Origin of the sequence: Anaeromyxobacter dehalogenans 2CP-1, from assembly GCF_000022145.1 — a bacterium.
Taxonomy (GTDB): Bacteria; Myxococcota; Myxococcia; order Myxococcales; family Anaeromyxobacteraceae; genus Anaeromyxobacter; species Anaeromyxobacter dehalogenans.
Map to the genome: position 1 here is coordinate 3,199,636 of NC_011891.1, position 22,611 is coordinate 3,222,246.

17 protein-coding genes are annotated in these 22,611 nt (G+C 75.8%); 6 read left to right on the top strand and 11 right to left on the bottom strand.

Annotated elements, in window-relative coordinates:
• The first annotated feature begins 42 nt into the window (after positions 1 to 42).
• Positions 43 to 771: a metallophosphoesterase family protein gene (locus A2CP1_RS14590; protein WP_012633977.1), complete on the top strand. Its 729-nt coding sequence runs from the start codon at positions 43 to 45 to the stop codon at positions 769 to 771.
• A 2-nt stretch (positions 772 to 773) separates the two neighbouring features.
• Here A2CP1_RS14590 and A2CP1_RS14595 read toward each other — a convergent pair whose 3' ends face one another.
• The 3 genes from A2CP1_RS14595 to A2CP1_RS14605 form a co-directional block, all read right to left on the bottom strand.
• On the bottom strand, positions 774 to 1,694 hold the full coding sequence (locus tag A2CP1_RS14595; protein WP_012633978.1) for an AAA family ATPase: 921 nt from the start codon (positions 1,692 to 1,694) through the stop codon (positions 774 to 776).
• A gap of 660 nt (positions 1,695 to 2,354) precedes the next feature.
• On the bottom strand, positions 2,355 to 4,610 hold the full coding sequence (locus A2CP1_RS14600; protein ID WP_012633979.1) for an amylo-alpha-1,6-glucosidase: 2,256 nt from the start codon (positions 4,608 to 4,610) through the stop codon (positions 2,355 to 2,357).
• On the bottom strand, positions 4,589 to 5,665 hold the full coding sequence (locus A2CP1_RS14605) for a glycosyltransferase (protein WP_012633980.1): 1,077 nt from the start codon (positions 5,663 to 5,665) through the stop codon (positions 4,589 to 4,591). The genes A2CP1_RS14600 and A2CP1_RS14605 overlap by 22 nt, the downstream gene beginning before the upstream one ends.
• Before the next feature lie 120 nt (positions 5,666 to 5,785).
• Between A2CP1_RS14605 and pdo the strand changes: the two genes are divergently transcribed.
• The 4 genes from pdo to A2CP1_RS14630 all read left to right on the top strand — a co-directional run bounded on the left by pdo (position 5,786) and on the right by A2CP1_RS14630 (position 10,441).
• Positions 5,786 to 6,457, top strand: a complete 672-nt coding sequence (gene pdo / locus A2CP1_RS14610) for a protein disulfide oxidoreductase (protein WP_012633981.1) — start codon at positions 5,786 to 5,788, stop codon at positions 6,455 to 6,457.
• Positions 6,458 to 6,646: 189 nt separating this feature from the next.
• Entirely contained in the window at positions 6,647 to 8,374 is a 1,728-nt protein-coding gene (locus A2CP1_RS14620) for an Ig-like domain-containing protein (protein WP_012633982.1), read from the top strand.
• A gap of 67 nt (positions 8,375 to 8,441) precedes the next feature.
• Entirely contained in the window at positions 8,442 to 9,554 is a 1,113-nt protein-coding gene (locus A2CP1_RS14625; protein ID WP_012526811.1) for a type IV pilus twitching motility protein PilT, read from the top strand.
• Positions 9,551 to 10,441, top strand: a complete 891-nt coding sequence (locus tag A2CP1_RS14630; protein ID WP_012633983.1) for a PilZ domain-containing protein — start codon at positions 9,551 to 9,553, stop codon at positions 10,439 to 10,441. The genes A2CP1_RS14625 and A2CP1_RS14630 overlap by 4 nt, the downstream gene beginning before the upstream one ends.
• A 16-nt stretch (positions 10,442 to 10,457) precedes the next feature.
• Here A2CP1_RS14630 and prfB read toward each other — a convergent pair.
• The 8 genes from prfB to A2CP1_RS14670 all read right to left on the bottom strand — a co-directional run bounded on the left by prfB (position 10,458) and on the right by A2CP1_RS14670 (position 21,302).
• Positions 10,458 to 11,577, bottom strand: a protein-coding gene (gene prfB / locus A2CP1_RS14635; protein ID WP_245529788.1) for a peptide chain release factor 2 whose coding sequence is annotated in 2 segments (ribosomal slippage) — positions 10,458 to 11,507 and positions 11,509 to 11,577 — 1,119 coding nt in all. Because the reading frame shifts where the segments join, the coding sequence is not laid out codon by codon here.
• Positions 11,578 to 11,602: 25 nt separating this feature from the next.
• The gene (gene lnt / locus A2CP1_RS14640; RefSeq protein ID WP_012633985.1) at positions 11,603 to 13,375 is read right to left on the bottom strand and encodes an apolipoprotein N-acyltransferase; all 1,773 of its coding nucleotides are present in this window, start codon (positions 13,373 to 13,375) and stop codon (positions 11,603 to 11,605) included.
• Between the two features lie 70 nt (positions 13,376 to 13,445).
• Complete coding sequence (locus tag A2CP1_RS14645; protein WP_012526815.1) at positions 13,446 to 13,823, bottom strand: hypothetical protein; 378 nt, start codon at positions 13,821 to 13,823, stop codon at positions 13,446 to 13,448.
• Positions 13,724 to 14,305, bottom strand: coding sequence for an rRNA maturation RNase YbeY (ybeY, locus tag A2CP1_RS14650; protein WP_041450520.1), 582 nt, complete (start codon positions 14,303 to 14,305; stop codon positions 13,724 to 13,726). Before ybeY ends, A2CP1_RS14645 begins: the two co-directional genes overlap by 100 nt.
• On the bottom strand, positions 14,302 to 16,551 hold the full coding sequence (locus tag A2CP1_RS14655) for an HD family phosphohydrolase (RefSeq protein ID WP_012633986.1): 2,250 nt from the start codon (positions 16,549 to 16,551) through the stop codon (positions 14,302 to 14,304). Before A2CP1_RS14655 ends, ybeY begins: the two co-directional genes overlap by 4 nt.
• Positions 16,552 to 16,742: 191 nt before the next feature.
• Positions 16,743 to 17,822, bottom strand: coding sequence for a PhoH family protein (locus tag A2CP1_RS14660; protein WP_012633987.1), 1,080 nt, complete (start codon positions 17,820 to 17,822; stop codon positions 16,743 to 16,745).
• Between the two features lie 111 nt (positions 17,823 to 17,933).
• A complete protein-coding gene (locus A2CP1_RS14665) occupies positions 17,934 to 19,130 on the bottom strand; it encodes a DUF4388 domain-containing protein (protein ID WP_012633988.1) in 1,197 nt (398 codons plus the stop codon).
• 3 nt (positions 19,131 to 19,133) lie between these two features.
• Positions 19,134 to 21,302 (bottom strand): tetratricopeptide repeat protein, encoded by a 2,169-nt coding sequence (locus tag A2CP1_RS14670; RefSeq protein ID WP_012633989.1) that lies wholly within the window; start codon positions 21,300 to 21,302, stop codon positions 19,134 to 19,136.
• A gap of 49 nt (positions 21,303 to 21,351) precedes the next feature.
• Here A2CP1_RS14670 and mazG point away from each other — a divergent pair, with 49 nt between their 5' ends.
• On the top strand, positions 21,352 to 22,209 hold the full coding sequence (gene mazG, locus A2CP1_RS14675; protein WP_012633990.1) for a nucleoside triphosphate pyrophosphohydrolase: 858 nt from the start codon (positions 21,352 to 21,354) through the stop codon (positions 22,207 to 22,209).
• Positions 22,210 to 22,611: the final 402 nt, after the last annotated feature.

Consider the following 22,611-nt stretch of genomic DNA (forward strand, 5'->3'; position numbering starts at 1 on the left):
CTTTCGCGGCACCGCCCTTCCGCGGGGTACACTGCGCCCGCCATGGCCCCCTCGCGCACTCTCGTCGTCGGCGACGTGCACGGCTGCCTGGGGGAGCTCGAGGACCTGCTCGCGGCCGCGCGGTACGAGCCGATGCGCGATCGGCTGGTGTTCCTCGGCGACCTGGTGGACCGCGGCCCGGACCCGGTGGGCGTGGTCCGGCGCGTCCGCGCGCTCGGCGCCGACTGCCTGCTCGGCAACCACGAGGAGAAGCACCTCCGCTACGCGGCGCACGAGGCACGGCGCCGCGAGGACCCGCGCCACCGGAACCCCGTCCGGCTCGACCCCCGGCGCACCGAGGAGCACCTGCGGCTCTCGCCCGACGACCTGGCCTGGATGGCCGCGCTGCCGCGCGCGCTCCGGCTCGACGGCGGATGGGTCGCGGTCCACGGCGGGCTGCTGCCGGGCCGCCCGCTTTCGCGCCAGCCGCCGGACTGGCTCATCCGGCTGCGCTTCCTCGACGCCACCGGCAAGCCGGTGTCGCGGGAGCACGGCGGCGAGCCGGGCGTGGTGCGCTGGGCGGAGCGGTGGACCGGGCCGAGCTCGGTGGTCTACGGGCACCACGCGCGCGACGAGGTGGTGGTGGACGAGCCGGCCCCCGGCGTCCGGTGCGTCGGCATCGACACCGGGTGCGTGTACGGCGGGAGGCTCACCGCGCTCGCGCTGCCGGGCGGCGAGCGCATCCAGGTGCCCTCGCGCCAGCGGAAGGCGACGCCCGAGCAGGATGATTGAGGCTAGCCCAGCTGCGCCGCGGCGGCGAGCTCGCCCTTGCGCTCGCGCGCGACCGCCACGTCGGCCTCGTACTTGAGCGCGAGGTTGAGCGTCTGGTCGAGCAGCGCGGCGTCGAGCCGCTCCGCGTTCAGGATCGCGAGCGCCCGCACCCAGTCCAGCGTCTCCGAGATCGACGGCGCCTTCTTCAGGTCCAGCGTGCGGAGCTTCTGGACGGTCGCCACCACGGAGCGCGCCAGCGCCTCGGAGGCCTCCGGCGCGCGGGCGCGCACGATGGCCAGCTCGCGCTCGCGCGTCGGGAAGTCGATGAACAGGTGGAGGCAGCGCCGCTTCAGCGCGTCGGAGAGATCGCGGGCCGCGTTGGAGGTGAGCACCACCCGCGGGACCTGGCGCGCGCGGACGGTCCCGAGCTCCGGCACGGTCACCGCCCAGTCCGACAGCACCTCCAGCAGGAAGGCCTCGAACTCCGGATCGGCCTTGTCGATCTCGTCCACCAGGAGCAGCGCCGGGCGGTCGCTCGTGAGCGCGCGCAGCACCGGGCGCGGCACGAGGAACCGCTCGCTGAAGAACACGTTCCCCTCTCCGGCGATCCGGTCGGCCGCCTCGGCGAGGCTGCCGGCGCCGTCCACCGCGGCGCCGATCCGGTCCTTGAGGAGCTGCGTGTACAGGAGCTGCTTCGCGTACTCCCACTCGTACAGCGCCTTGGACTCGTCCAGCCCCTCGTAGCACTGCAGCCGGATCACGATGCGGCCGGCCGCCCGCGCGAACGCGTGCGCCAGCTCGGTCTTGCCCACGCCGGCGGGGCCCTCGACCAGGACGGGCTTCTCGAGCCGGTCGGCCAGGTAGACCGCCGTCGCGATCTCGCGCGAGGGCAGGTACCCCGCCTCGGCCAGCTTCGCGGACACCTCGTCGACCGATCCGAACATCGCCCCTCCGCCGCCGCGCCCGGGCGGCCCGCCAAGCCTAACCCCGCGGCGGGGGCGGGGCGAGCCGAACGCCTTCCTGCCTTCGGCGCCGGACCCTCCTGTCGCCTGCGACGCACCGAATTACAGCCCCGTCCCGGCCCGGGCGTGCGCAATCGCCGGATTTCACGGACGCGGCCGCCCGGCGAGCCGCGGCACGCGGATTGTAGCTGGGAAGCGCGAGTCCCGCCGGAGGCCGGCCATGGACCCCGCCATCACGCAGCTCCCGCCAAACGCTCGAAGCGCGGGGCCCGCCTCCCGTCGCACGTCCTGATCGAAGCGAGGCCGGCCGCTCGATCCTCTCCACCGCCGCAGCCGTCCTGCGGGACGCGCGGCGGACATTGCTGGGGTGGTGCCCGGCGCGGGTGCGCCGGCGGGGCCGCGCGCGAGCGCGGCCCGCTTCATGTCCCCGACCCTGCGGCGATGCGGACCGGCCGGCTCATAGCGCCGCCCATTCGCGTGGAGCCCTGCTGCGGCGCACGCTGGCTGCCTGCGCCGGGCAGACTCGTCCCTGCGCTGCTCGACGTGCCGACGGGCACGCCTGCGCTGCTCGGTCCTCGTGTGCCCGGCTCGGCGATGCCATCGTGTGCCTCGCGACGGGCCCCACGCGAACGGGAGGCGCTGTCAGACCTCGATCCGCACCTTCAGGTCGCCCCCCTGGATCTCCAGCACCTCGGCGAACGCGTTCGCCTTGCCTCGGGTGAAGCGCAGGCTCACCCGGGCGGGTCCGACGCGGAGCCCGTGCAGCACCAGCTCGTCCAGCCAGGGCGGCAGCCAGGGCTGCACCACGCGCAGCGTCCGGCGCGGCGCGTCCGCCTGCAGGCCGAGCACGGCCCGCACGAGCAGGAACCACGCCGCCGAGGACCACGCCTGCGGCGAGCAGGCCACCGGGTAGCTCACCGGGAACTGCCCCGCCGAGCGCGACAGGCCGCAGAACAGCTCGGGCATGCGGAGCTGGCGGAAGTGCTGCGCCGCGTCCCAGAGCCCGGTCAGCACCTGCCCCGCCTGCCGCGTCATGCCGTAGGCGGCCATGCCCATGGCGCAGAGCGCGTTGTCATGGGGCCACACGGTGCCGTCGTGGTAGCTGAGCGGGTTGTAGGCGCGCTGGCCGGCCGCGAGCGTCCGGATGCCCCACCCGCTCCACGACTCGCGCCCGAGCAGCGACGCCGCCACCTGGTGCGCGCGCGCGTCGGAGATGGCGCCCGAGAACAGCAGGTGCCCCGGGTTGGAGGTCACCGCGTCCACCTGGCGCTCGTCGCGGTCGAGCGCGATCGCGTAGGTGCCCTTGCGCTCCATCCAGAAGCGCTCCTCCAGCCGCTCCGCGTGCAGCCGCGCCGCCGTCACCAGCGCCTGCGCCTCGGAGCGCCGCCCCCGGCGCCGGAGCAGCGCCGCCATGCGCCGGCGCGCGTCGATGCAGTAGCCCTGCACCTCCACCAGCGCGATGGGGGGCTCGGCCGGCGTGCCGTCCGCGAACGGCACGCCGTCGTGGCTGTCCTTCCAGCCCTGGTTGCGCAGCCCCTGCTGCGTGCGCCGCTGGTACTCCACCAGCCCGTCGTCGTCGGGGTCCGCCCAGCGATCCATCCACGCGAGCGCGCGCTCCGCCGCGGGGAGCAGCGCCTCCACCGTCTCGTGGTCGTCGGTCCACAGGTCGTACTCGGAGAGCAGCACCAGGAACAGCGGCGTCGCGTCCACCGAGCCGTAGTACGGCGTGTGCGGCACCTCGCCGGCCGCGGCCATCTCGCCGAAGCGGATCTCGTGCGGGATCTTGCCGGGCTCCTCGTCGCGGCTCGGGTCGTCGCGCTCGCCCTGCAGCCGCGCCAGGAACCGGAGCGCGTCGCGCGCCACCTCGGGCTGCGCGGCGAGCGCCTCGTACCCCGCGATGAGCGCGTCGCGGCCGAACGGGCAGGTGTACCAGGGGATGCCCGCGGAGATGACCGGCGCGCCGAAGTGGTAGACCGTGAGCGCCTTCAGGTCCGCGACCGCCTGCTCGAGCGCCGAGGTGAAGAGGTCGTTCGAGGCGACGAACCGGGTGGCCTGCGCGGCGTACGCCGAGTACGCCTCGCGCGTGCACGACGCCCGGGCGCCGAACGACCGCGGCGCCGGCGGCGGCACCGGCCGCTCCTCGTCGAGCCCGCGGGCCCGCCCCGGCGCCCCGCGCTCGATGCCGGCCGCCACCGCGAAGTGGACCTCGACGTGCTCGGCCGGCTCGAGGTGCAGCCTCACGCGGGCGCCCCGGGCGTCCAGGGAGGCGAGCGCCGCCGGCGCCCCGTCCGCCCCCACGCCGCGGATCCGCACCTCGGTGGCGTAGCGCCGGCCGTCGCGGCCGTCGTAGCGCAGCACCACCTGGTCCCGCTCCACCCGCGGCGCGTGGTAGGTGCCGCGCTCGCGGCGGCGGGCGCCCCGGATCTCGAACACGTCCGCGAAGTCGGCCGCCCACTCCAGCGCGATCCACGCGTCCACCGCCTTGCCCTGGAAGTTGGTGAGCACCAGGCGGTCCACCAGCACGTCGTCGATGAGCATGTCCCGGCGCAGGTGGACGTAGTTGAGCGGCTCGCGGCCGAGCAGGTCGCCCTCGTGCAGGCTGGTGACGGTGAAGTCCACCTGGGCCACGTAGTCCGACGAGACCTGCGACGACAGGCAGAGCAGCGGCCCGCCGGACACCGACATGCGCCAGGCGGACAGGTGCCGGGTGTCGGTGAGGAACAGGCCGAGGTCCCGCGCGCCGGCGGGCATCACGTCCCCGAGCCGGTTGGCGACCAGGAACAGGTTGCCGCGCTTCAGCACGAGCTTGTCGACGCCGGTCGCCTCCGGGCGGTCGGACGGGTCGGCGTAGCCGAGCAGCTCCTCCGGGCGTGCCATCACGGTGCGACCGTCGTCCACTCTCCCCCCTCGCCCACGGCGGGCACCGCCGGCTCCGCGCGCGCCGCGGCGGCCCGGTACGCCGCGACGTAGTCCGCCGCCATCCGGTCCGCCGAGAACCGCTCGCGCGCCCGCCGCTGGATCTCCCGCCGATCGAGCCGCGCCGCGCGCCCGAGCGCCGCCGCCATCTCCGCCGCGCTGCGCACCAGGAACCCGTCGGCCCCGTCCACCACGATCTCCGGCGCGGCACCGAGCGGGAACGCCACCACCGGGCAGCCCGCCAGCAGCGCCTCGATCATCACCAGCCCGAACGGCTCCTCCCATCGCAGCGGCACGAGCAGCGCGCGGGCCCGGGCCAGCAGGCGCCGCTTGTCGGCGAGGCCGGCGCGCCGCGTCCAGGAGACGTGCGGCGCCGCCAGCGACGGCGAGAGCACCTCCTCGTCCCAGGCCTCCGGGTGATCGTCCTCCCCGTGCACGTCGCCGGCCACGTCGATGCGCAGGCCCGCCCGCCGCGCCGCCTCGACCGCCACCTCGGGCGCCTTGCACCAGGAGAGCCGTCCCAGGAAGAACGCGCCGCCGCCGCCGTCGCCCTCGCGCACGTCGGGGTAGAGGACCGGGTCGAGCCCGTGGTGGATCACGCGGTGCGCCGGCGGCGAGGACAGCTCGGCCTGCCGCCGCGAGATGGCGACGCGCAGCACCGCCGGGACGCGCGCGTAGAAGCGCGCGAGCGCCGGGTCGGGCGCGTGGTGCAGGGTGTAGACGACCGGCGCGGGCAGCGCCCCGGCGAACGCGAGCATGGCCGGGAGGTGCGCGTGCACCACGTCGAAGCCGCCGCGGGCGATCTCCGCCGCGGCGAAGCGGCAGTGGAGCAGCTCGGCGTAGGGCTCGGGCGGCCAGACCGGCGCCTCGAAGGTCGCGCGGAGCCCGGGAACCCGGGAGTCGCCGGTCGCGAACACCGCCACCCGGTGCCCCGCCCGCACCAGCGCGCGGGCCAGCGCGTCCACCACCAGCTCGGTCCCACCGTAGGCCGGGGGAGGCACCGCCACGAAGGGAGTCGAGACGATCGCGACGTGCACGATGTCAAAGCTAGGACCGGCGCCCGGCGCGGACCACCGCCGAGCGCCCGGGCGCGTGCGCCGGCGCCGGCCCGGCGCTAGGTATGGACGCTCGCGGCCCGGAGGCCGCGCGGAGGCCGCATGGCGCTCATCGGGAAGGACGACGCGGAGCAGATCCGCGCGGAGCTGGAAGGCGCGCTGCAGGGCGACGTCAAGCTGACGCTCGTCGGCCCGAGCGCCCTCGCCCCGCCGGCGCGGGATCTCACCCCGCAGATCCGCCAGCTGCTGGAGGAGGTGGCGGCGCTGTCGCCCAAGCTCGCGTTCGAGTACCTCGACCTGCCCACCCCCGAACAGCGCGAGGCGCTCGGGCTGGCGACGGACGAGGCCGGTCCGCTCACGCTCCTCTCCGGCGCGGCGCGCGGGCGCGTGCGCTACCTCGGGGCGCCCGCCGGCCACGAGTTCCCGAACCTCGTGAACGGCATCATCGACGTGTCGCGCGGCGAGTCCGGGCTGTCGCCCGCCTCGCGCGAGGCGCTCGCCCGGATCTCACGGCCGGTGCACATCAAGGTGTTCTTCACGCCCACTTGACCGTACTGCCCCCAGGCGGCCGGTCTGGCCCATGCCATCGCGGTGGAGAGCGCCCACGTCGTCGCCGACGCCATCGAGGCCCAGGAGTTCCCCGACCTCGCGGCGCGGTACCAGGTCATGGGCGTGCCCAAGACGATCGTGAACGACGTCGAGGAGTTCGTCGGCGCCGTCCCGGAGGACGAGTTCGTGGCGCACGTGCTCCGGGCGGCCGGCGTGCCGGCCTGACCGGCCGAGGACGGCGCCCGCGGCGCGACGCTCGCGCACCCTCGCGCGTGCCGCCTTGGTGCGTGCCGCGATCGCGCGTCGCGCGGTCGCGCGGGTGGCCAGGCGATCGCCCCCCTGGCAGCATCCCCTGCACGCCTCGTCGCGCCGGGTCGGGGGACCCGGGCGCCGGGCGCACGGATCGGGGGATCCATGCAGCCGAAGTCCGCCTTCCGGCGCGCGCACGTCGCGCGCCTCGCCACGCTCGCGCTCGCCGCCGCGGCCCTCGCGGCCTGCTCGTCCGGCGGCGGCGCGACCGCGCCGTCCGCGCCGTCCGCGCCGCAGGAGCCCGCCGGTGGCACGCCGGTCCCGCGGTCGCTCTCGGTGTCGCCGGCGGCCGCCACGCTCGCGACCGGCTTCACCGAGAGGCTCATCGCGATCGCCACCTTCTCCGACGGCTCGAAGCGGGACGTCACCGCCACCGCCGCCTGGGAGTCCTCGGCGCCGGCCACGGCCTCGGTGGTGGCCGGCGAGGTCACCGGCGTCGCGCCCGGCGCGGCGACGCTGAGGGCGCGCTGGTCCGGGCTGCACGGCGCCAGCGAGGTGACGGTCACCTCGGCCGTCCTCCGGTCGATCGTCGTGACCCCGCCGTTCCCGAGCCTGCCGCTCGGCGCCGACCTGCAGCTCGCCGCGACCGGCCTGTTCTCGGACGGCAGCGCGCGCGACGTGACCGCGGAGGCGGCCTGGGAGAGCGCCGCCCCGGCGGTCGCGGCCGTGCCGTCGCCCGGCCTGGTGCAGCCGGTCGCCACCGGCGACGCGTCCGTCTCGGCCACGCTGGCGGGGGTGAGCGGCGCCACCACGGTCAGCGTGACCGCCGCCACGCTCGAGTCGCTCGACGTGTACCCGGGCGCCGCCACCCTGGCCCGCGGCACCTCGACCGCGTTCACCGCGCTCGGGACCTACTCCGACGGCACGTCCGCGGACCTCACCGCGCAGGCGGCCTGGGACACGAGCGGGCCGGAGGTGACGCTCTCCGCGCCCGGCCTCGAGGGCGTGGTGGTCACCGGGGCCGCCGAGGGCACCGCGACCGTCACGGCGGCGTTCGGCGGCCTCACCAGCGCGGCGGCGGTGACGGTCACCGCGGCCGGGCTGACCGGGCTCGCGGTGTCCCCGGCCGCGCTCGACCTGCCGGTGGGCCTCTCCGGACCGCTCACCGCGACCGGCACGTTCTCCGACGGCTCGACCCAGGACCTGACGGCGCAGGTGGCGTGGGTGTCCTCCGCCGCGGCGGTGGCGGCGCCATCCAACGCGCCCGGGAGCGAGGGGCTCGTCAGCGCGCTCTCGGCCGGCGACGCCACCGTCAGCGCGACGCTGTTCGGCCGGACCGCCTCGGCCGCGGTGACCGTCCGCGCGGCGGCGCTGCGGTCCATCGCGGTGACGCCCGGCGCCGCGTCGGTGCCCGCGGGCTACCAGGTCCGGTTCCAGGCGACCGGCACCTACAGCGACGGCTCGTCGCACGAGCTCACAGGCAGCGCCGTCTGGATCAGCGCCGACCCGGCGGTCGCGACGGTGGTGGCCACCGGGACCGGCGCGGGCGCGGCCAGCGGCGTGGCGCCCGGGACCGCCCGGATCTCGGCGGCGCTCGGCGGCGTGACCGGCGAGGCGACGCTGACGGTGGGCTCGGCCCGGCTCGTCTCGGTGGCGGTGTCACCCTCCCCGTTCGACGTGGGGGTGGGCGGAACGGCGCAGCTCACCGCCACCGGCACGTTCAGCGACGGGAGCACGCTCGACGTCACGCGGCAGAGCGTCTGGAGCTCCGGCACGAAGTCGATCGCGACCGTCTCCCGGGCCGGCGTGGTGACCGGGCTGCGGGCCGGGGCGGTGACCGTCCAGGCGAACCGCGCCGGCAGGAAGGGCCGCGTCGACGGCACCGTCCGGTGAGGAAGCGGGGGCGCGGCCCGCGACCTTGCTGGCCGCGCCCTCCGGTTGACGCTAGACTCACCGTCTTATGGAAGGACAGGGTCCGCTCAGCGAGGAGCTGTTCCACTCGTTCCTGCAGCTCGCCGTGAAGCGCCAGGCGAGCGACGTGCACTTCGAGGTGGGCTACCCCCCCACCTACCGGGTGTTCGGGGAGCTGCTGGCCGCGAAGTACCCGCCGCTGACGCACGCGGACACGGAGGCGATCGCGAACTTCGTCCTCCAGGCCCCGGGTTCGGGGTTCACGCCGCTCGACTTCCGCGAGGTGGACCGCAGCTACTCGCTGCCCGGGGTGTCGCGCTTCCGCGCGTCCATCTTCAAGCAGCGCGGGAGCTGGGGCGCGGTGATGCGCACCATCCCGTTCCAGATCCCGGACTTCGACACGCTGAACCTGCCGCCCGTCATCCGCACCATCGCCGAGGCGCGCCGCGGGCTCATCTGCGTGACCGGCGCCACGGGCAACGGCAAGTCCACCACCATCGCCAGCATCATCAACACGATCATCCAGCAGGAGCGGCTGCACGTCGTCACGGTCGAGGATCCGATCGAGTTCATCTTCGCCGGCGGCAAGGGCCTCGTGATCCAGCGCGAGGTCGGATCGGACACGGCCAGCTACAGCGACGCGCTGCGCGCCGCGCTCCGGCAGGACCCCGACATCATCATGGTGGGCGAGCTGCGCGACCGCGAGGCCGCCGACATCTGCCTGAAGGCGGCGGAGACCGGCCACCTCGTCATCACCTCGCTGCACACGCCCGACGTGCCCCGCGCGGTCGGGCGCATCGTGGGCCTGTTCCCGGCCGACGAGCAGGACAGCGTCCGGGCGCGGCTCGCCGACAACCTGCAGGCGGTCATCGCGCTCCGGCTGCTCATGCGCGCCGACGCCACCGGGCTCATCCCCGGGGTCGAGTCGCTGCTCGCCACCACCAGCGTGCGCGAGCTGATCCGCGACGGCTCCAAGGTCAACGAGCTGCGCACGTACATGGACACCGCCGGCGCCGACCTGGGCATGCACAGCTTCGATCAGTACCTGTACCGGCTGCACGAGGCGAAGCGCATCGGGCTCGACACCGCGCTCGCGAACGCGACGCACCGGGCCGACCTGGAGCGGCGGATCATGATGGAGACCGGAGGCCGCCCCGCGTGATCGCCGCCGGCGCCCCAGCGGCGTCGCGCGTTCTGGTGGTGGGCTCGGACGCCGACGTCTCCATCGCGCTGCACCTGCACCTCGAGCGTGCGGGGCACGCGGTCTATTGCCTCCCCGGCCCCGGGGAGCTCGAGTCGTTCGTGCGCGCCGCCGCGCCGCACACCGTGGTGCTGCTGCTCCCGGCGGTGCCGGACGGCACCTGGGGAGCCGCGCTCACCACCGCCGCCAGCGCCGCCCGCGTCGGGGTGCGGGTGGTGATGGTCGCGCCGTCGCGCGAGATCGTGGAGCCGCTCGCGGCGGTCGCGGGCGCGGAGCGCGCGCTGGCGCGCGCCGAGGTGCTCTCGCGCCCGCTCGTCGTCATGGAGCGGCCGCCGGGCAGCGCCCCGCCCCCTGCCCCGCCGCACCCGCCGCCCGCCGGGGCGACGCCTGCCGACGTGCTGCGCGCGGCCTCGTCCGTGCTCGTCCCGGATCCACCCCTGTCCCGGCCGCGCGCGCCGTCGGTGGACCTGATGGCCCTCATCGACGAGGAGCTGGAGGACGAGCCGAAGGCCCGCCCCACCGTCACCCGGGTCGAGGTGAACGTCAGCCTGGTCTCGGAGCACAACTTCTACGTGGGCGCGACGCGCCGGGTGGACTCCGGCGGGGTGTTCATCGCCACGGCGCTGCCCCCGGCGGTCGGCACCCGGCTGCAGGTGCGGCTCGGCCTGGCCGACGGGCGCAAGCTGGACCTCGAGGGCGAGGTCGCGTTCGTGCGCGAGAAGAGCGCCACCACCGGCCGGCAGCCCTCCGGCTGCGGCGTGAAGCTGCTCGCGCTGCCGGGCTGGGCGATGGACGCCATCGACCGCTTCACGCTCGCGCGCCAGCCCATCGTCTACACGCCGCGGTAGCGGCGCGCCGCCCGGGTCACTCGTCCACGGCGCGGTCGGTGCGCCGCACGCCCATCAGGTAGGGCTGGATGAACGGGTCGAGGTCGCCGTCCAGGACGTCGTCCACCTTGCCCGTCTCCACCCCGGTGCGCAGGTCCTTCACCATCTGGTAGGGCTGCAGCACGTAGCTGCGGATCTGCGAGCCGAAGTCGATGTCCTTCTTCAGCGCCTCGGCGGCGTCGCGGGCCGCCGCGCGCTTCTTCTCCTCGAGGTCGTAGAGCTTGGCGCGCAGGATCTTCCAGGCCACGCTGCGGTTCTTCTGCTGGCTGCGCTCGTTCTGCACCGCCACCACGATGCCGGTGGGCAGGTGCGTCATGCGCACCGCGGAGTCGGTCTTGTTCACCTTCTGGCCGCCGGCGCCCGACGACCGGTACGTGTCGATGCGGACGTCGGCCTCCTTGATGTCGATGACGATGTCGTCCTCGATCTCCGGGGTCACGTCCACCGCCGCGAAGCTGGTCTGGCGGCGCGCGTTCTGGTCGAACGGGCTGATGCGGACCAGCCGGTGCACGCCCTTCTCGGCCTTCAGCCAGCCGTAGGGGTGATCGCCGCGGACGATGAACGAGGCGGAGCTGATCCCGGCCTCCTCGCCCGCGACCAGGTCGGCCGGCTCGACCTCCCAGCCGCGCCGCTCGCAGTAGCGCACGTACATCCGGTACAGCATGGCGGCCCAGTCCATCGCCTCCACGCCGCCCGCGCCGCTCTTCACCTCGACGATGGCGCCGGCCGCGTCGTGCGGGCCGGAGAGCATCTTCTGCAGCTCGAGCCCCTCGAGCTGGCGGCCCACCGCCTCGGCGGCCTCGGCCGCCTCGGCGCGGGTGGCCTCGTCGCGCGCCTCCTCGGCGAGCTCGCACAGCGCCTGCGCGTCGTCGAGCGCGCGGCGGACCGCGGCGCAGGCCTGGGTCACCTGCTCGAGCTGGGCCTTCTCCTTCAGCAGCGCCTGGGCCTTGACGTTGTCGGTCCAGAACGCCGGGTCCTCGGAGAGCTTCGAGATCTCCGCGACCCTCAGCTCCTTCCGCTCGACGTCAAAGCGACCCCCGGAGCGCCTCCAGGCGGCGGGAGAGCTCGGCGATGCGCTCGGCGGTGGGGGAAGCCATGGCTCGGGTCCTCCGGGTTCCTTCGCTACGCGGCGGCGCTCCGGCCGTCCCGGCCCTCCCGGCGCACGCGACGGGCGAGCGCGGGGTGGGTGGCCGCCAGGGCGGCGGCGGCGACGAGCGCGCTGGCCCAGGCGAAGAGGTCGCCGACTGTAGTGTAGAGCGTGCGCCCCCGCAACCGCGGGACGCGGGCGAGCAGCAGCCGCGCCGGCTCCTGCGGGTCCGGCGCGAGATCGGGATCCACCGGACCGACGTCGAGCGCGCCCGGCGCCAGCTCGCCGGTGGGCAGGATCACCGCCGACACGCCGGCATAGGCGGGTCGGACCACCGCGCGGCGCGCCTCGACCGCGCGCATGCGAACGATGGCGAGGAACTGGTACGGGCCGGACGAGTAGCCGTACCAGGCGTCGTTGGTGGGGTTCACCAGGAGCTCGGGCTCCGGCTCGCCGCGCGCGAACGCCACGTTGATCTCCGGGAAGATCGCGTCGTAGCAGATCATGGGCGCGACGCGGACCGGCCCGGCGGACGCGGGAGGCGGCGCGTCGTCCCCCTCGGCGGGCGCGCCCGGGACGGCCGAGGCGAGCGCGGGCCCGGCGGCCGGCGCGGTGGCGAGCGGGAACTCGAGCACGGTGAGCTCGCGGCCCGGCTCGGCCGGCGCGAGGCTCGGCACGAGGTGACCCACGAACGGCAGCCAGCGCTGCAGCGGCACGTACTCGCCGAACGGCACGAGGTGGTGCTTCAGGTACTTCCCCAGGACCTGCCGCCCGGGCGAGACCATGAACTGCGCGTTGCCGACCCGCGGGACGCGTTCGCCGTTCGCCCCGCGGGTCCACTCCACCGTGGTCGCCCCGAGCAGCACGTGCGCGCGCTCGAGCGGCGGCAGCCCGGCGGCGGGCGTCGCGAAGCTCCGGACGTCGGGCGCCACGTACAGTGGGTAGGCCGCCTCGGGCCACGCCACCAGGTCGGCGCCGGCGCGGTCTGCCTCCAGCGTGGGCGGCACCAGCCGCGCCAGGATCTGCGCGCGGTGGTTGCGCGCCGCGTTCTTCACCGACTGGTCCACGTTCGGCTGGACCACGCCGACCGTGATCGACGGCGCCGCGGCGGCCTCGGCGCGCACCGCGCGCACCCGCAGCGCGCCGCCCGCCACCACCGCCGCGACCAGCGCCGCGGTCCCGGCCAGCGCCCGCCGCGGGAGCGGCCGCCGCTCGCGCCGGGCCTCGAGCGCCTCCGCCAGCACCGCGTTCACCAGCACCACCAGCGCCGCGATCCCGTACACGCCGGTCGCGGCCGCGAGCTGCGCCACCGCCGGCGTGCGCGCCTGGGTGTAGCCCACGTTCGCCCACGGGAACCCGGAGAACAGGTAGTTGCGCGACAGCTCGAACGCGACCCACACCGGCGGGAGCACCGCCCAGGCCGGCCAGCCCAGCCGCGCGCGGATGCGCTGCGCGACCGCGAACGCCGCGGCCCAGTGCGCCGCCATGTACAGCACCAGCAGCGACAGCGCGAACACCGAGAAGGCGAGCGACAGGCCGCCGAACGCGGTCATCGCGTGCGAGACCCAGTAGATGGCGGCGAAGAAGTAGGCGAGGCCGCCCGCGAGGCCGAGGCGCGCCGCCTGCCACGCCCCCCGCGCGCGCCGCAGCGCCACGAACGCGGGCACGAGCGCCACCCAGGCGAGGAGCTCCAGCCAGCCGGCCGGGTCCACCTCCCGGATCGAGAGGAACGGCACCACCAGCGGCAGCGCCAGCGCGAGCGCGAGCCCGGAGGCGATCGCGAGGAGGTAGGGGACGAGGCGCGTCATCGAGCGTTCCTGCGGCGGCACGGCGCCGCGGCACCGGGGAGCCTGGCGCCGGCCGACCGGGCGCGTCCGGTCAGCGGACCTTCCCGCCGGCCCCGCCCTCCGGGCCGTCCGGCGCCTCCGCCTGCTGCGCCTGCGCGGCGCCGTAGGCCTCGGCGGCGGCGAGGTAGTACGCCACCGCCTCGCGCACCAGGTGGCCGACCGGCCGGCCGAGCCGCGACGCGGTGGCGGTCATGGCCTCGGCGAGGTCGGCGGGCATGCGGACCGGCACCACCCGCGCCTGGGCCAGCGCCGCCTCCAGCCGCTCCAGCGCCTGGCTGGGGCGCGACACGCGGAAGTCGCCCGCCTCGATCATGTCCTTGATCCGGCGCGCGAGGTCCTCGCGCGTGAACCACGCGCCGTCGAGCCAGACCGACTCGGAGTCGAGATCGATGTCGGCGAACGGGTCCATCGGTCCTTTGCCCTGCCGGCGCGCCCCTCGCGCCGGCCTTCGCGGAGCGCCGCCCCGACGAGCCCCTCCGCCCGCGCGAGCTCCGCTTCCTTCTCCGCCATCGCCCGGGCGTCCGCGGGCCGCTCGTGGTCGTAGCCGAGCAGGTGCAGGATCCCGTGCGCGAGGTAGCGGTCCAGCTCGGCGCCCACCCGCCGACCCTCGGACCGCGCCCTCCGCGCGGCGGTGTCGAGCGAGATTACCACGTCCCCCAGCAGCGCCCCAGCGCCCGGCGGCTCCGATATCGGGAACGACAGCACGTCGGTGGCCTGGTCCTTGTCCCGCCACTCGCGGTTGAGCGCGCGGATGCGCCGGTCGGTCACGAGCAGGATGGAGAGCTCGGCATCGTCGCGCCCCAGGGCGGCGAGGAACGCGGCCGCGCGAGCGCGGAGGCGCCGGGCGGCGCGGGCGCCGTCGCGGTGCTCGGAGGTCAGGCGGACGATCACGGCTTGGCCACCAGGTGCACCGCCGGCCCCTCGTCGCGGCGCCGGTCCGGGTACTCGGGGCGCGTGTGGTAGATGGCCTCGAGCGCCCGCACCATCGCGCCGGAGATGGCGTTCAGGTCGCGCAGCGTCAGCGCGCACTCGTCGAGCTGCCCCTCCCCGAACACCTCGTTGATCCGCTTGGCGACCAGCGCGCGGAGCGAGTCGGCGGTGGGGTCCTCCAGCGCGCGCGCCGAGGCCTCGCACGCGTCGGCGATCATGACGAGCGCCGCCTCGCGCGTCTGCGGCCTCGGGCCGGGGTAGCGGAACAGGGCCTCGTCGAGCGCGCCACGGCCCCCGCCCTCCTCGGCCAGGCGCTGCGCCTTTCCCCAGAAGTAGCCGACGTGCCGCGTCCCGTGGTGCTGCGCGATGGCGTCCTGGACCACCCGCGGCAGGCGCCAGTGCCGCGCCAGCTCCAGGCCGTCGGTCACGTGGCGCTTCACGATCAGCGCGCTCATGGAGGGCGCGAGCGCGTCGTGGCGGTTCTCGCCCCCGCGCTGGTTCTCCGCGAAGTAGAGCGGGTTCCGGATCTTCCCGAGGTCGTGGTAGTAGGCGCACACCCGCGCCAGCAGCGGGTTCGCGCCGATCGCCTGCGCCCCGGCCTCCACCAGCGAGCCCATAAGGATGGAGTGGTGGTACGTGCCGGGCGACTGGACGATGAGCTCCTTCAGCGCCGGGTGGTTCAGGTTGGCGAGCTCGAGCAGCTTCACGTCGGTGACGTAGCCGAAGACGCCCTCCACCACCGGCAGCAGCCCCACCACCGCGACCGGCAGCAGCACCGCGCCGCCCACCAGCGCCCCGACGGCCGAGAGCAGCACCTCGGCGCCGGCGCGGCCGGCGTAGAGCCCGAGCGCCGCGACCACCGCGGCGCCGACCAGCCCCACCCCCAGGCCGGCGCGGAACAGCCCGGCCCGATCGCGGTTGTTGCGCACCAGGCCCGCCGCCGCGACCGAGGTGAGCGTCGCGAACAGCGCGAAGGCGAGCGACTGCCCGGCGAGCAGCCCGGCCGCGAGCCCCATGGCCAGCGCGAACAGGAGCGCGGTCTCCGCCGCCAGCACCTGCCGGACGATCATCGCGCCCGCCGCGAACGGCACCAGGTACTGCAGCGCGGCGGCAGGGACGTAGGGGAAGCGCTCGTGGAGCGCGTCCATCACCGCGAAGCCCAGGAAGCCCGCCGCCAGCGAGCCCAGGTACAGGAGCGAGAGCAGCAGCGCGTCGCGGCGCGCCGGCCGGAAGCGCGCCACGTTCCGGCGCGCGAAGCGCCAGAGCAGCGACACGAGCAGCGCCACCACGGCGGCGCCGCCCGCCCGGACGCTGCCCAGGTCCTCGCCCTTGCGCTGCGCGCGGATGCCGTCGAACACCAGCAGGTGGCGCTTCTCGATCCGCTCGCCGTCCCCGATGATCTTCTCGCCGCGCTTCACCGGGATGGCCACCGGCTTCACCCGCGCGGCCGCGTCGTAGCGCCGGCGCTCGGTCTCGGCCTGGTCGTAGACCAGCGTCGGGCGCACCATCGCCTCCGCGGTGCGCGCCAGCGCCGCGCGCACCGCCGCGGGCTCCTTCTCCAGCCGCGCGGCCGCGGTGCGGGCCACCTCCTCGCGCGCCTCGGCCACGTCGCGGACCTGGGCGGCGTCCGCGAACGGCTGCTCGCCCTCCGGGCGGCCGCCGCGGAAGGTGCGGACCACGAAGCCGGCGTCGGGGGCGGCCGGGAGGAGCTTGCGGTCCTCGATCACCATCCCGGCCAGCGCGCCCCGCGCCAGCTCGGCGAGCTGGCGCTCCACCGCCTCGGTGAACCGGGTCGTGCCGAGGGCGGCCAGATCGCCGTCGCGCACGAGCACCTGGAGCCGCGCGACGAACGCGGCGCGCTGCGCGGCGTAGCGCCGCTCCAGGACGGCCGCCTCCCGCGGGCCGCGGCCGTCCTCCCGCAGCGCCCGCTCCTCGTCGCGCATCAGCTCGAAGGCGGCGTGCACCCGCGCGACCGCCTCGTCGGCGGCCCCCGCGTCCTGGTGGTAGACCGGGCGCTCCGCCGCGGCGGTCTCGGCGCGGCGCCGGGCGGTCGCCTCCTCGTCCACGATGTCGTAGTCGCGATCGGCCTTGATGGTCGCGGGGGCGGGCGTACCGAGCGCGTCCGGGCCGGGGAGCCGGTGCGCGGCCGACGGGGCGAGCAGCCAGCCGGCCGCCGCGGCGACCGCGGCGACGAGCAGCGCGCGCATCAGCCGGCCGGGCCAGTCGACGCGGTCGGCGGCGGGAGGGCCGCCGGCGGCGGGTGTGTCAGAGGGGGGACCGGACACGGCGTGCGAGAGTCGCACCGGGGTGGGAGGAGCGCAACGGAGAACCGGGGCTTCCCCCTGAACACGCGGCGAGGTGCCGCCCCTCCGCGGATCGATGGCGGACGCTTCCGGGGCTACCCTTCCGCGCCGGGCTCCCCTCCCCCGGCGTCGGTCCCCCCGGCGTCCGTGCCCCCGCCCGGCCGGCCCTTCTCCGTCCGGGCGGACTCGGTGCGGGCGCGCCGCTCCGCCTCGAAGGCGTCGTAGGCCCGCACCACCTCCTGGACCAGCGGGTGCCGGACCACGTCGACCTCGGAGAACATGCAGAACGAGACGCCCTCCACGCCGCGGAGGACCTTCTGCACCTCCACCAGGCCGGAGCCGCGGCCGCTCGGCAGGTCCACCTGCGTCACGTCGCCGGTGATGACCGCCTTCGAGCCGTAGCCGAGGCGTGTCAGGAACATCTTCATCTGCTCGGCGGTGGTGTTCTGGGCCTCGTCGAGGATGATGAACGCGTCGTTCAGCGTGCGGCCGCGCATGAACGCGAGCGGCGCCACCTCCACGGTGCCGCGCTCGATGAAGGCGGTCGCCTTCTCGTAGTCCACCATGTCGAACAGCGCGTCGTGCAGCGGCCGCAGGTACGGGTTCACCTTCTCGGCGATGTCGCCGGGCAGGAACCCGAGCCGCTCGCCGGCCTCCACCGCGGGCCGCGTCAGCACGATCCGCTTCACCCGCCGCTCGACCAGGTACGCCACCGCCATCGCCATGGCGAGGTACGTCTTGCCGGTGCCGGCCGGCCCCACCCCGAACACGATGTCGTCGTCGCGGATGGCCTGGATGTAGCGCTTCTGCGCGAGCCCCTTGGGCGTGATGATGCGGTGGCGCGAGGAGACGAAGACCGTGTCGCCGAAGATCTCCTTCAGCGGGACGCCCTGAACCGCGAGCTTCGTCGCCTGGTCGACGTCCTCGAGGTACAGCGGATACCCCGCCTCGACGAGCTCGTAGAGCTCCTTCACCAGCGACTCGGCCAGGTGCACCCGCGCCTCCTCGGGCGCGGCGATCACCACCTGGCCGCCGCGCAGCCCGAGCTGGACCCCGAGCCGGCGCTCCACGAGCTTGAGGTGCTCGTTGTGCGCGCCGCACAGGGCGCGGACCTTGTCGTTGTCGGGAAACTCGAGCCTGGCCGTCTTGAGGGGTTCCGCCGCGCTTTGACCCAAGGATGCTCCTTACGTCGGTTGTCCGTGCCGCCGTCCGCCTGGACGGCGCTCGCCCCGCGGGGGCACCCATAATCTACGCCCCGTCGCGCGGCAGCGGAGGATGGGCGCGCCCTACTCCACGGGAGGCAGGAGCACGAAGCGCCCCGCTTGCGTGCGCCGGTAGTGGTAGGGCTCCGCCCACGGGTGGCGCAGGTCGCGCGCGTCCACCAGGCCGGCCTCGACCAGCGTCCCGAGCGCCGCCGGGTACTCACCCTTCTCGAGGCGGTACACCTCCAGCGCGCCGCGCAGCCGCTCGAGCTGGTAGCGCGCGAGGAACCGCTCCGCGGCGTTGTCCCGCACGCGCGCCGCGCCGGCGGGCTCGCCCCACGCCAGGCCGCGCTCGTCCACCCAGTACGCGATCCCGGCCAGCGCCGCCGCGATCGCGACCGTGGCCAGCACGCTCAGCGCGCCGGCCCGGAGCCGGGCCTGCCAGTCCTGCGCGTAGGCGCCGACCGCCGCCTTGGCCCGGCTGGCGGGGGCGACCGCCTCGAGGTAGCCGAGGTTGAGCAGGTTCGTGAGCGCCTTGCAGGTCTCGAACTCGCCCAGGCGCGAGAGATCCACGAGCCGCTCGACGGTGCGGCCCGGGATGGCGAGCGCGAACACCCGCCGCTCGTTCGCACCGAGCGAGGCGAACTCGCCGCGGCGCTCGGTGGGCTCCTCTCCGAGCGCGTCGAACGCGTCGTCCACGTCGTCGCCGCCGCGCCTCGGCGCGGCGGGCGCGTCCGGGTCGAGCGCCCGGCGGCGCTCGAACGTCATGGCCGTGGACGGGATCCGCTTGCGGATCATCGGCCACTCGTCCACCCGGCGGAACCCCTCCATCAGCACCGACTCGGCGCGCAGCGGCGAGACGGTCTCGCGATCCCACTCCACCTCGCCCGGCTCGAACGCGTAGGTGCCGCTCTTCCAGCGGAACAGCTGGTAGACGGTCTCGGTGGTCTGCAGCGCCGTCATCTCGCGCAGGTCCTGCTGCGAGACGAAGCCCAGCTCCACCAGGATGTCTCCCAGGCGTCGCAGCGTGCGCTTCTGGACCTCCAGGCCCTGCTCCAGCTCCTCCTTGGAGATGACCTCGGCGCGCACCAGCATGTTGCCGAGCCGCTCGCGCGCCTTGCGCCCGGCCGACTCGGCCCGGACCACGTTCCCGTCGGCGAGCGCGATGTGGATCTCGTCGTCGCGGGACTCGAGGTGGAGCACGCCGCTCTTGGCCTGCTGGCCGATGAGCTGGAGGATCTCGGCGATCCCGAAGTCCTTGAGCGTGCCGGTGAGCGCCATCGGTCAGCTCCGGGTCCGGCGGAACGCGTCGCGCACCGCGAGCGTCCAGGCGATCACGCCCAGGGGAACGGCGACGGCGAGCTTGCCCGCGAGCACGTAGGGCGAGGGGTACGGGGGCGGCATGACCCCGCGCCAGAGCCCGATCACGAACACCGGGAACAGCACCGCCGCGAGCAGGAGCGCGCCCCGCACCGGCGCGCCGGCGACGACCTGCGCCGCGCCGGCGCCGGCCACCGAGAGCGCGCGGGTGACGAACCGCGCCAGCCGCTCGTGGCGCCGGACCTGCGCCTCCTTCCGCAGCCGGTCGCGCGCGTCCACCACGCCCTTGCGCGCGAACACGTTCACGCACTGGCCGCACTCCTCGCCGTCGCCGCCGTCGCAGCGGCGGCAGGCCGGCCGCCCGCAGCGGGCGCAGGCGCGCGACGGCCCCAGGCGGCGGAGCAGCAGCGCGAGCGCCCAGAGCGCCGCGAGGAAGCCCGCGCCGCCCCAGGGCCAGGCCGCCGCCGGCAGCGCGCCCATCAGCCGCGCGCGCACCCAGCGCCGCACCGCCTCGGGCGTCCCGTCGCTGGTGGCGAGCGCCGCGATGCGCGCCGGCGGGACCGGGACGTCCACCAGGTAGTGGTTGGCGGTGAACTCGTCGTCGGAGCCGTGGCGGCGCAGGTACTCGCCGGCCTCGTGCTCGGCCTTGTCGCGGGCGGCCGCGCTCTTGTCCATCTCGGAGGTGCGCAGGTAGAGCTTGGAGAGGCCGTAGTGCGCCGCGCCGAGCACCACCAGGTCGCCGCCGGCCTGATCCTGCGCCGCGAGGTAGGCGGCCTTGGCGCCGTCCAGGTCGCCTTGCAGGAACAGCACGTTCCCCACGTTCACCGAGAGCTCCGGCGCGCGCGGGTCGGCCGCGGCCGCCTCGCGGTACAGCCGCAGCGCCCGGTCGAGATCGCCGCGCCGCTTGGCGTGCCGGCCCAGCGCCGCCAGCACCGGCCCGGGCGCGGGCGACTCCGGGGCCCACGCCTCCAGCTGCGCGGCCTCGGCGTCGCTCACCGCGCCGTGCTCGAGCTCGTACACGCGCTCGGCCACGCTCCCGGTCCAGGCGGTGAGCCGCGCCACCTCGCCGGCGGCCCACGGCATGGCGAGCACCGCGCCGAGCGCGGCGGTCACCACCAGCCGCTCGCGGTTCGCGAGGTACGGCCAGGCCACCAGCGCCGCGGCCGCGAGCACCGCCGCGGCGCCCAGCCCGAACGCCGCGGGCATGGCGATCAGCACCAGCGCCAGGAACCCGGTCTGCACCGGCGCGGAGCCGCGCAGGAGCGGCAGGTGGTGGAAGTCGTGCAGGAAGAGGCGGAGCGACCGGGCGAGCAGCACCAGCACCACCGCGGCCGCGGCGGCGAGCACCGCCGCGAACGCCGCGGCGAACAGGTCCCCCTCGAACGCGCGCGCGGTGTGCGGCTCGCGGGCGGCGGCCGCGAGCGCGTCGCCGAGCGCCGCCAGCACCGGGCCGGGCCGCCCCGGCTCGCGCGCGAACAGCGCCCGGGCGCGGGCGAGGTGGCCGTCGGGCAGGTCCGGCGCGAGCGCGCTGGCGGCCTCGGCGCGCGCGAGCGCCTCGGCGGGCAGGTTCGCGGCGAGCGCGCGCCGCGACTCGCGCACCTCGGCGACGGCCATGGGGACCAGGTTCTCGATCGCGAGGTCGCGCTGGGCGGCGAGCAGCGCCCGCTGCGCGGCGTCGGCCCGCGCCGGGTCGGCCTCGCGGAGCGCGCCGCGCCGGTCGGACCAGGCCGCGAGCAGGCCGTCCCAGGTGGCGCGGACCGGCGCGATGGGCCGCGCCAGCGCGGGCGATGCGGGAGCCGATGCGGAGGCCGACGCGGACGCCGGCGCGGGGGCGGGCACGGTGGAGGGGGCGGCGGCGACGGGCTCGCCGCCGGGAGGCGCGGCGGCGGGCGAGGGCGCGGCCTGGCGCGCGGCAGGGGCGGCCTCGCGCACGGAGGCGGCGGACGTGGGTGCAGGTGCGGGCGCCGGCGCGGCGGGCGCCTGCGCGGGCGGCGCCGGCTCGGGCGCGGCGTCGTCGCCGTCCTCCACCATCCGCGGCGCCGCCACCTGCGCGCGTGGGCACGCCGGCGCGGCCGCGGCCAGCGCGGCCAGCACGGCGAACAGGGTCGGGAGGGCGGTACCGCGGGTGGACACGCGAGAACGGGATGCTAGCACGCCCGGTCCCGCGCTAAGAAGACGAACCATGTCGCGCGCCGCCGAGGCCATCGATCGCCTGCTCTCCATCATGGAGCGCCTGCGCGGCCCGGGGGGCTGCCCCTGGGACCGCGAGCAGACGCTCCACACGCTGCGCCCGTACGTGCTGGAGGAGACGTACGAGGTCCTCGAGGCCATCGACGCGGGCGACGTCCGCGAGCACCGCGAGGAGCTGGGCGACCTGCTGCTGCAGGTCGTCTTCCAGGCGCAGCTCCGTCGCGAGGAGGGCGCGTTCGAGTTCGCGGACGTGGCGGACGCCATCTCGGACAAGCTCGTCTCGCGCCACCCGCACGTGTTCGGCGACGCGCAGGTGAAGGACGCCGAGGGCGTGCTGCGGCAGTGGGCGGCGCTGAAGCGCGAGGAGAAGAAGGCGAAGGGCGCCGGCCACAGCGTGCTGGAGGGCGTGCCGCGCGAGATGCCGGCGCTGGCGCGGGCCGACCGGCTCACCGAGAAGGCGAGCCGCATCGGGTTCGACTGGCCCGACGCGGGCGGCGCGCGCGAGAAGGTGCGCGAGGAGCTCGCCGAGCTGGACCAGGCGGTGGCGGGCGGCGACCGCGCGGCCGTCGAGCACGAGCTGGGCGACGCGCTGTTCGCGCTCGCGAACTACGCCCGCAAGCTCGGCGTCCCGCCGGAGGAGGCGCTCCGCGGGAGCCTGGGCCGATTCGTCGCACGCTTCGAGCACGTCGAGCGCGAGCTGGAGCGCCGCGGCGTGCCCCACGGCAGCGCCACGCTGGCGGAGATGGACGCGCTCTGGGACGAGGCGAAGGAGCTCGAGCGTCAAGCGAAATCGCCCGGCACCGCCCCTTCGGCTGGTTCTCAACGGGGTTTGGGGAAAGATGGTGGATAAGTCGGTGGGCGGGGCGCCTCGACGCAGGGAATTCACCCCATCGGCACGTGGCGCCGCGTTCCGCAGCACCAGAAATCTCGTGTGATTTCAGCGTGCTCACCTTCCCCTTCCCCCGAGATGTCCACACCGCGGCCGGCGCCCCTCCGCACTCCACGTCTCCCCGCCCCCGCCGGTGGATAACTCCGGGACCCACCCCGGATTCGGAGCCGCGCGCCGCGCGGCCGTCCGCGGCACGGGGCGCGCGAACCCTTGAGCCAGAAGGCCCTCCGGGGGGCATACACGGCAGGGCCGCTCCGCTCTAGGGCACGCCGAGCACGTGGCTCGCGCGACCGCACGCCGTGGGCGCGAGCGAGGCACCGCGCGCGAGGGCACGCGGGACCCCAGGACCGCACCGGGCTCATA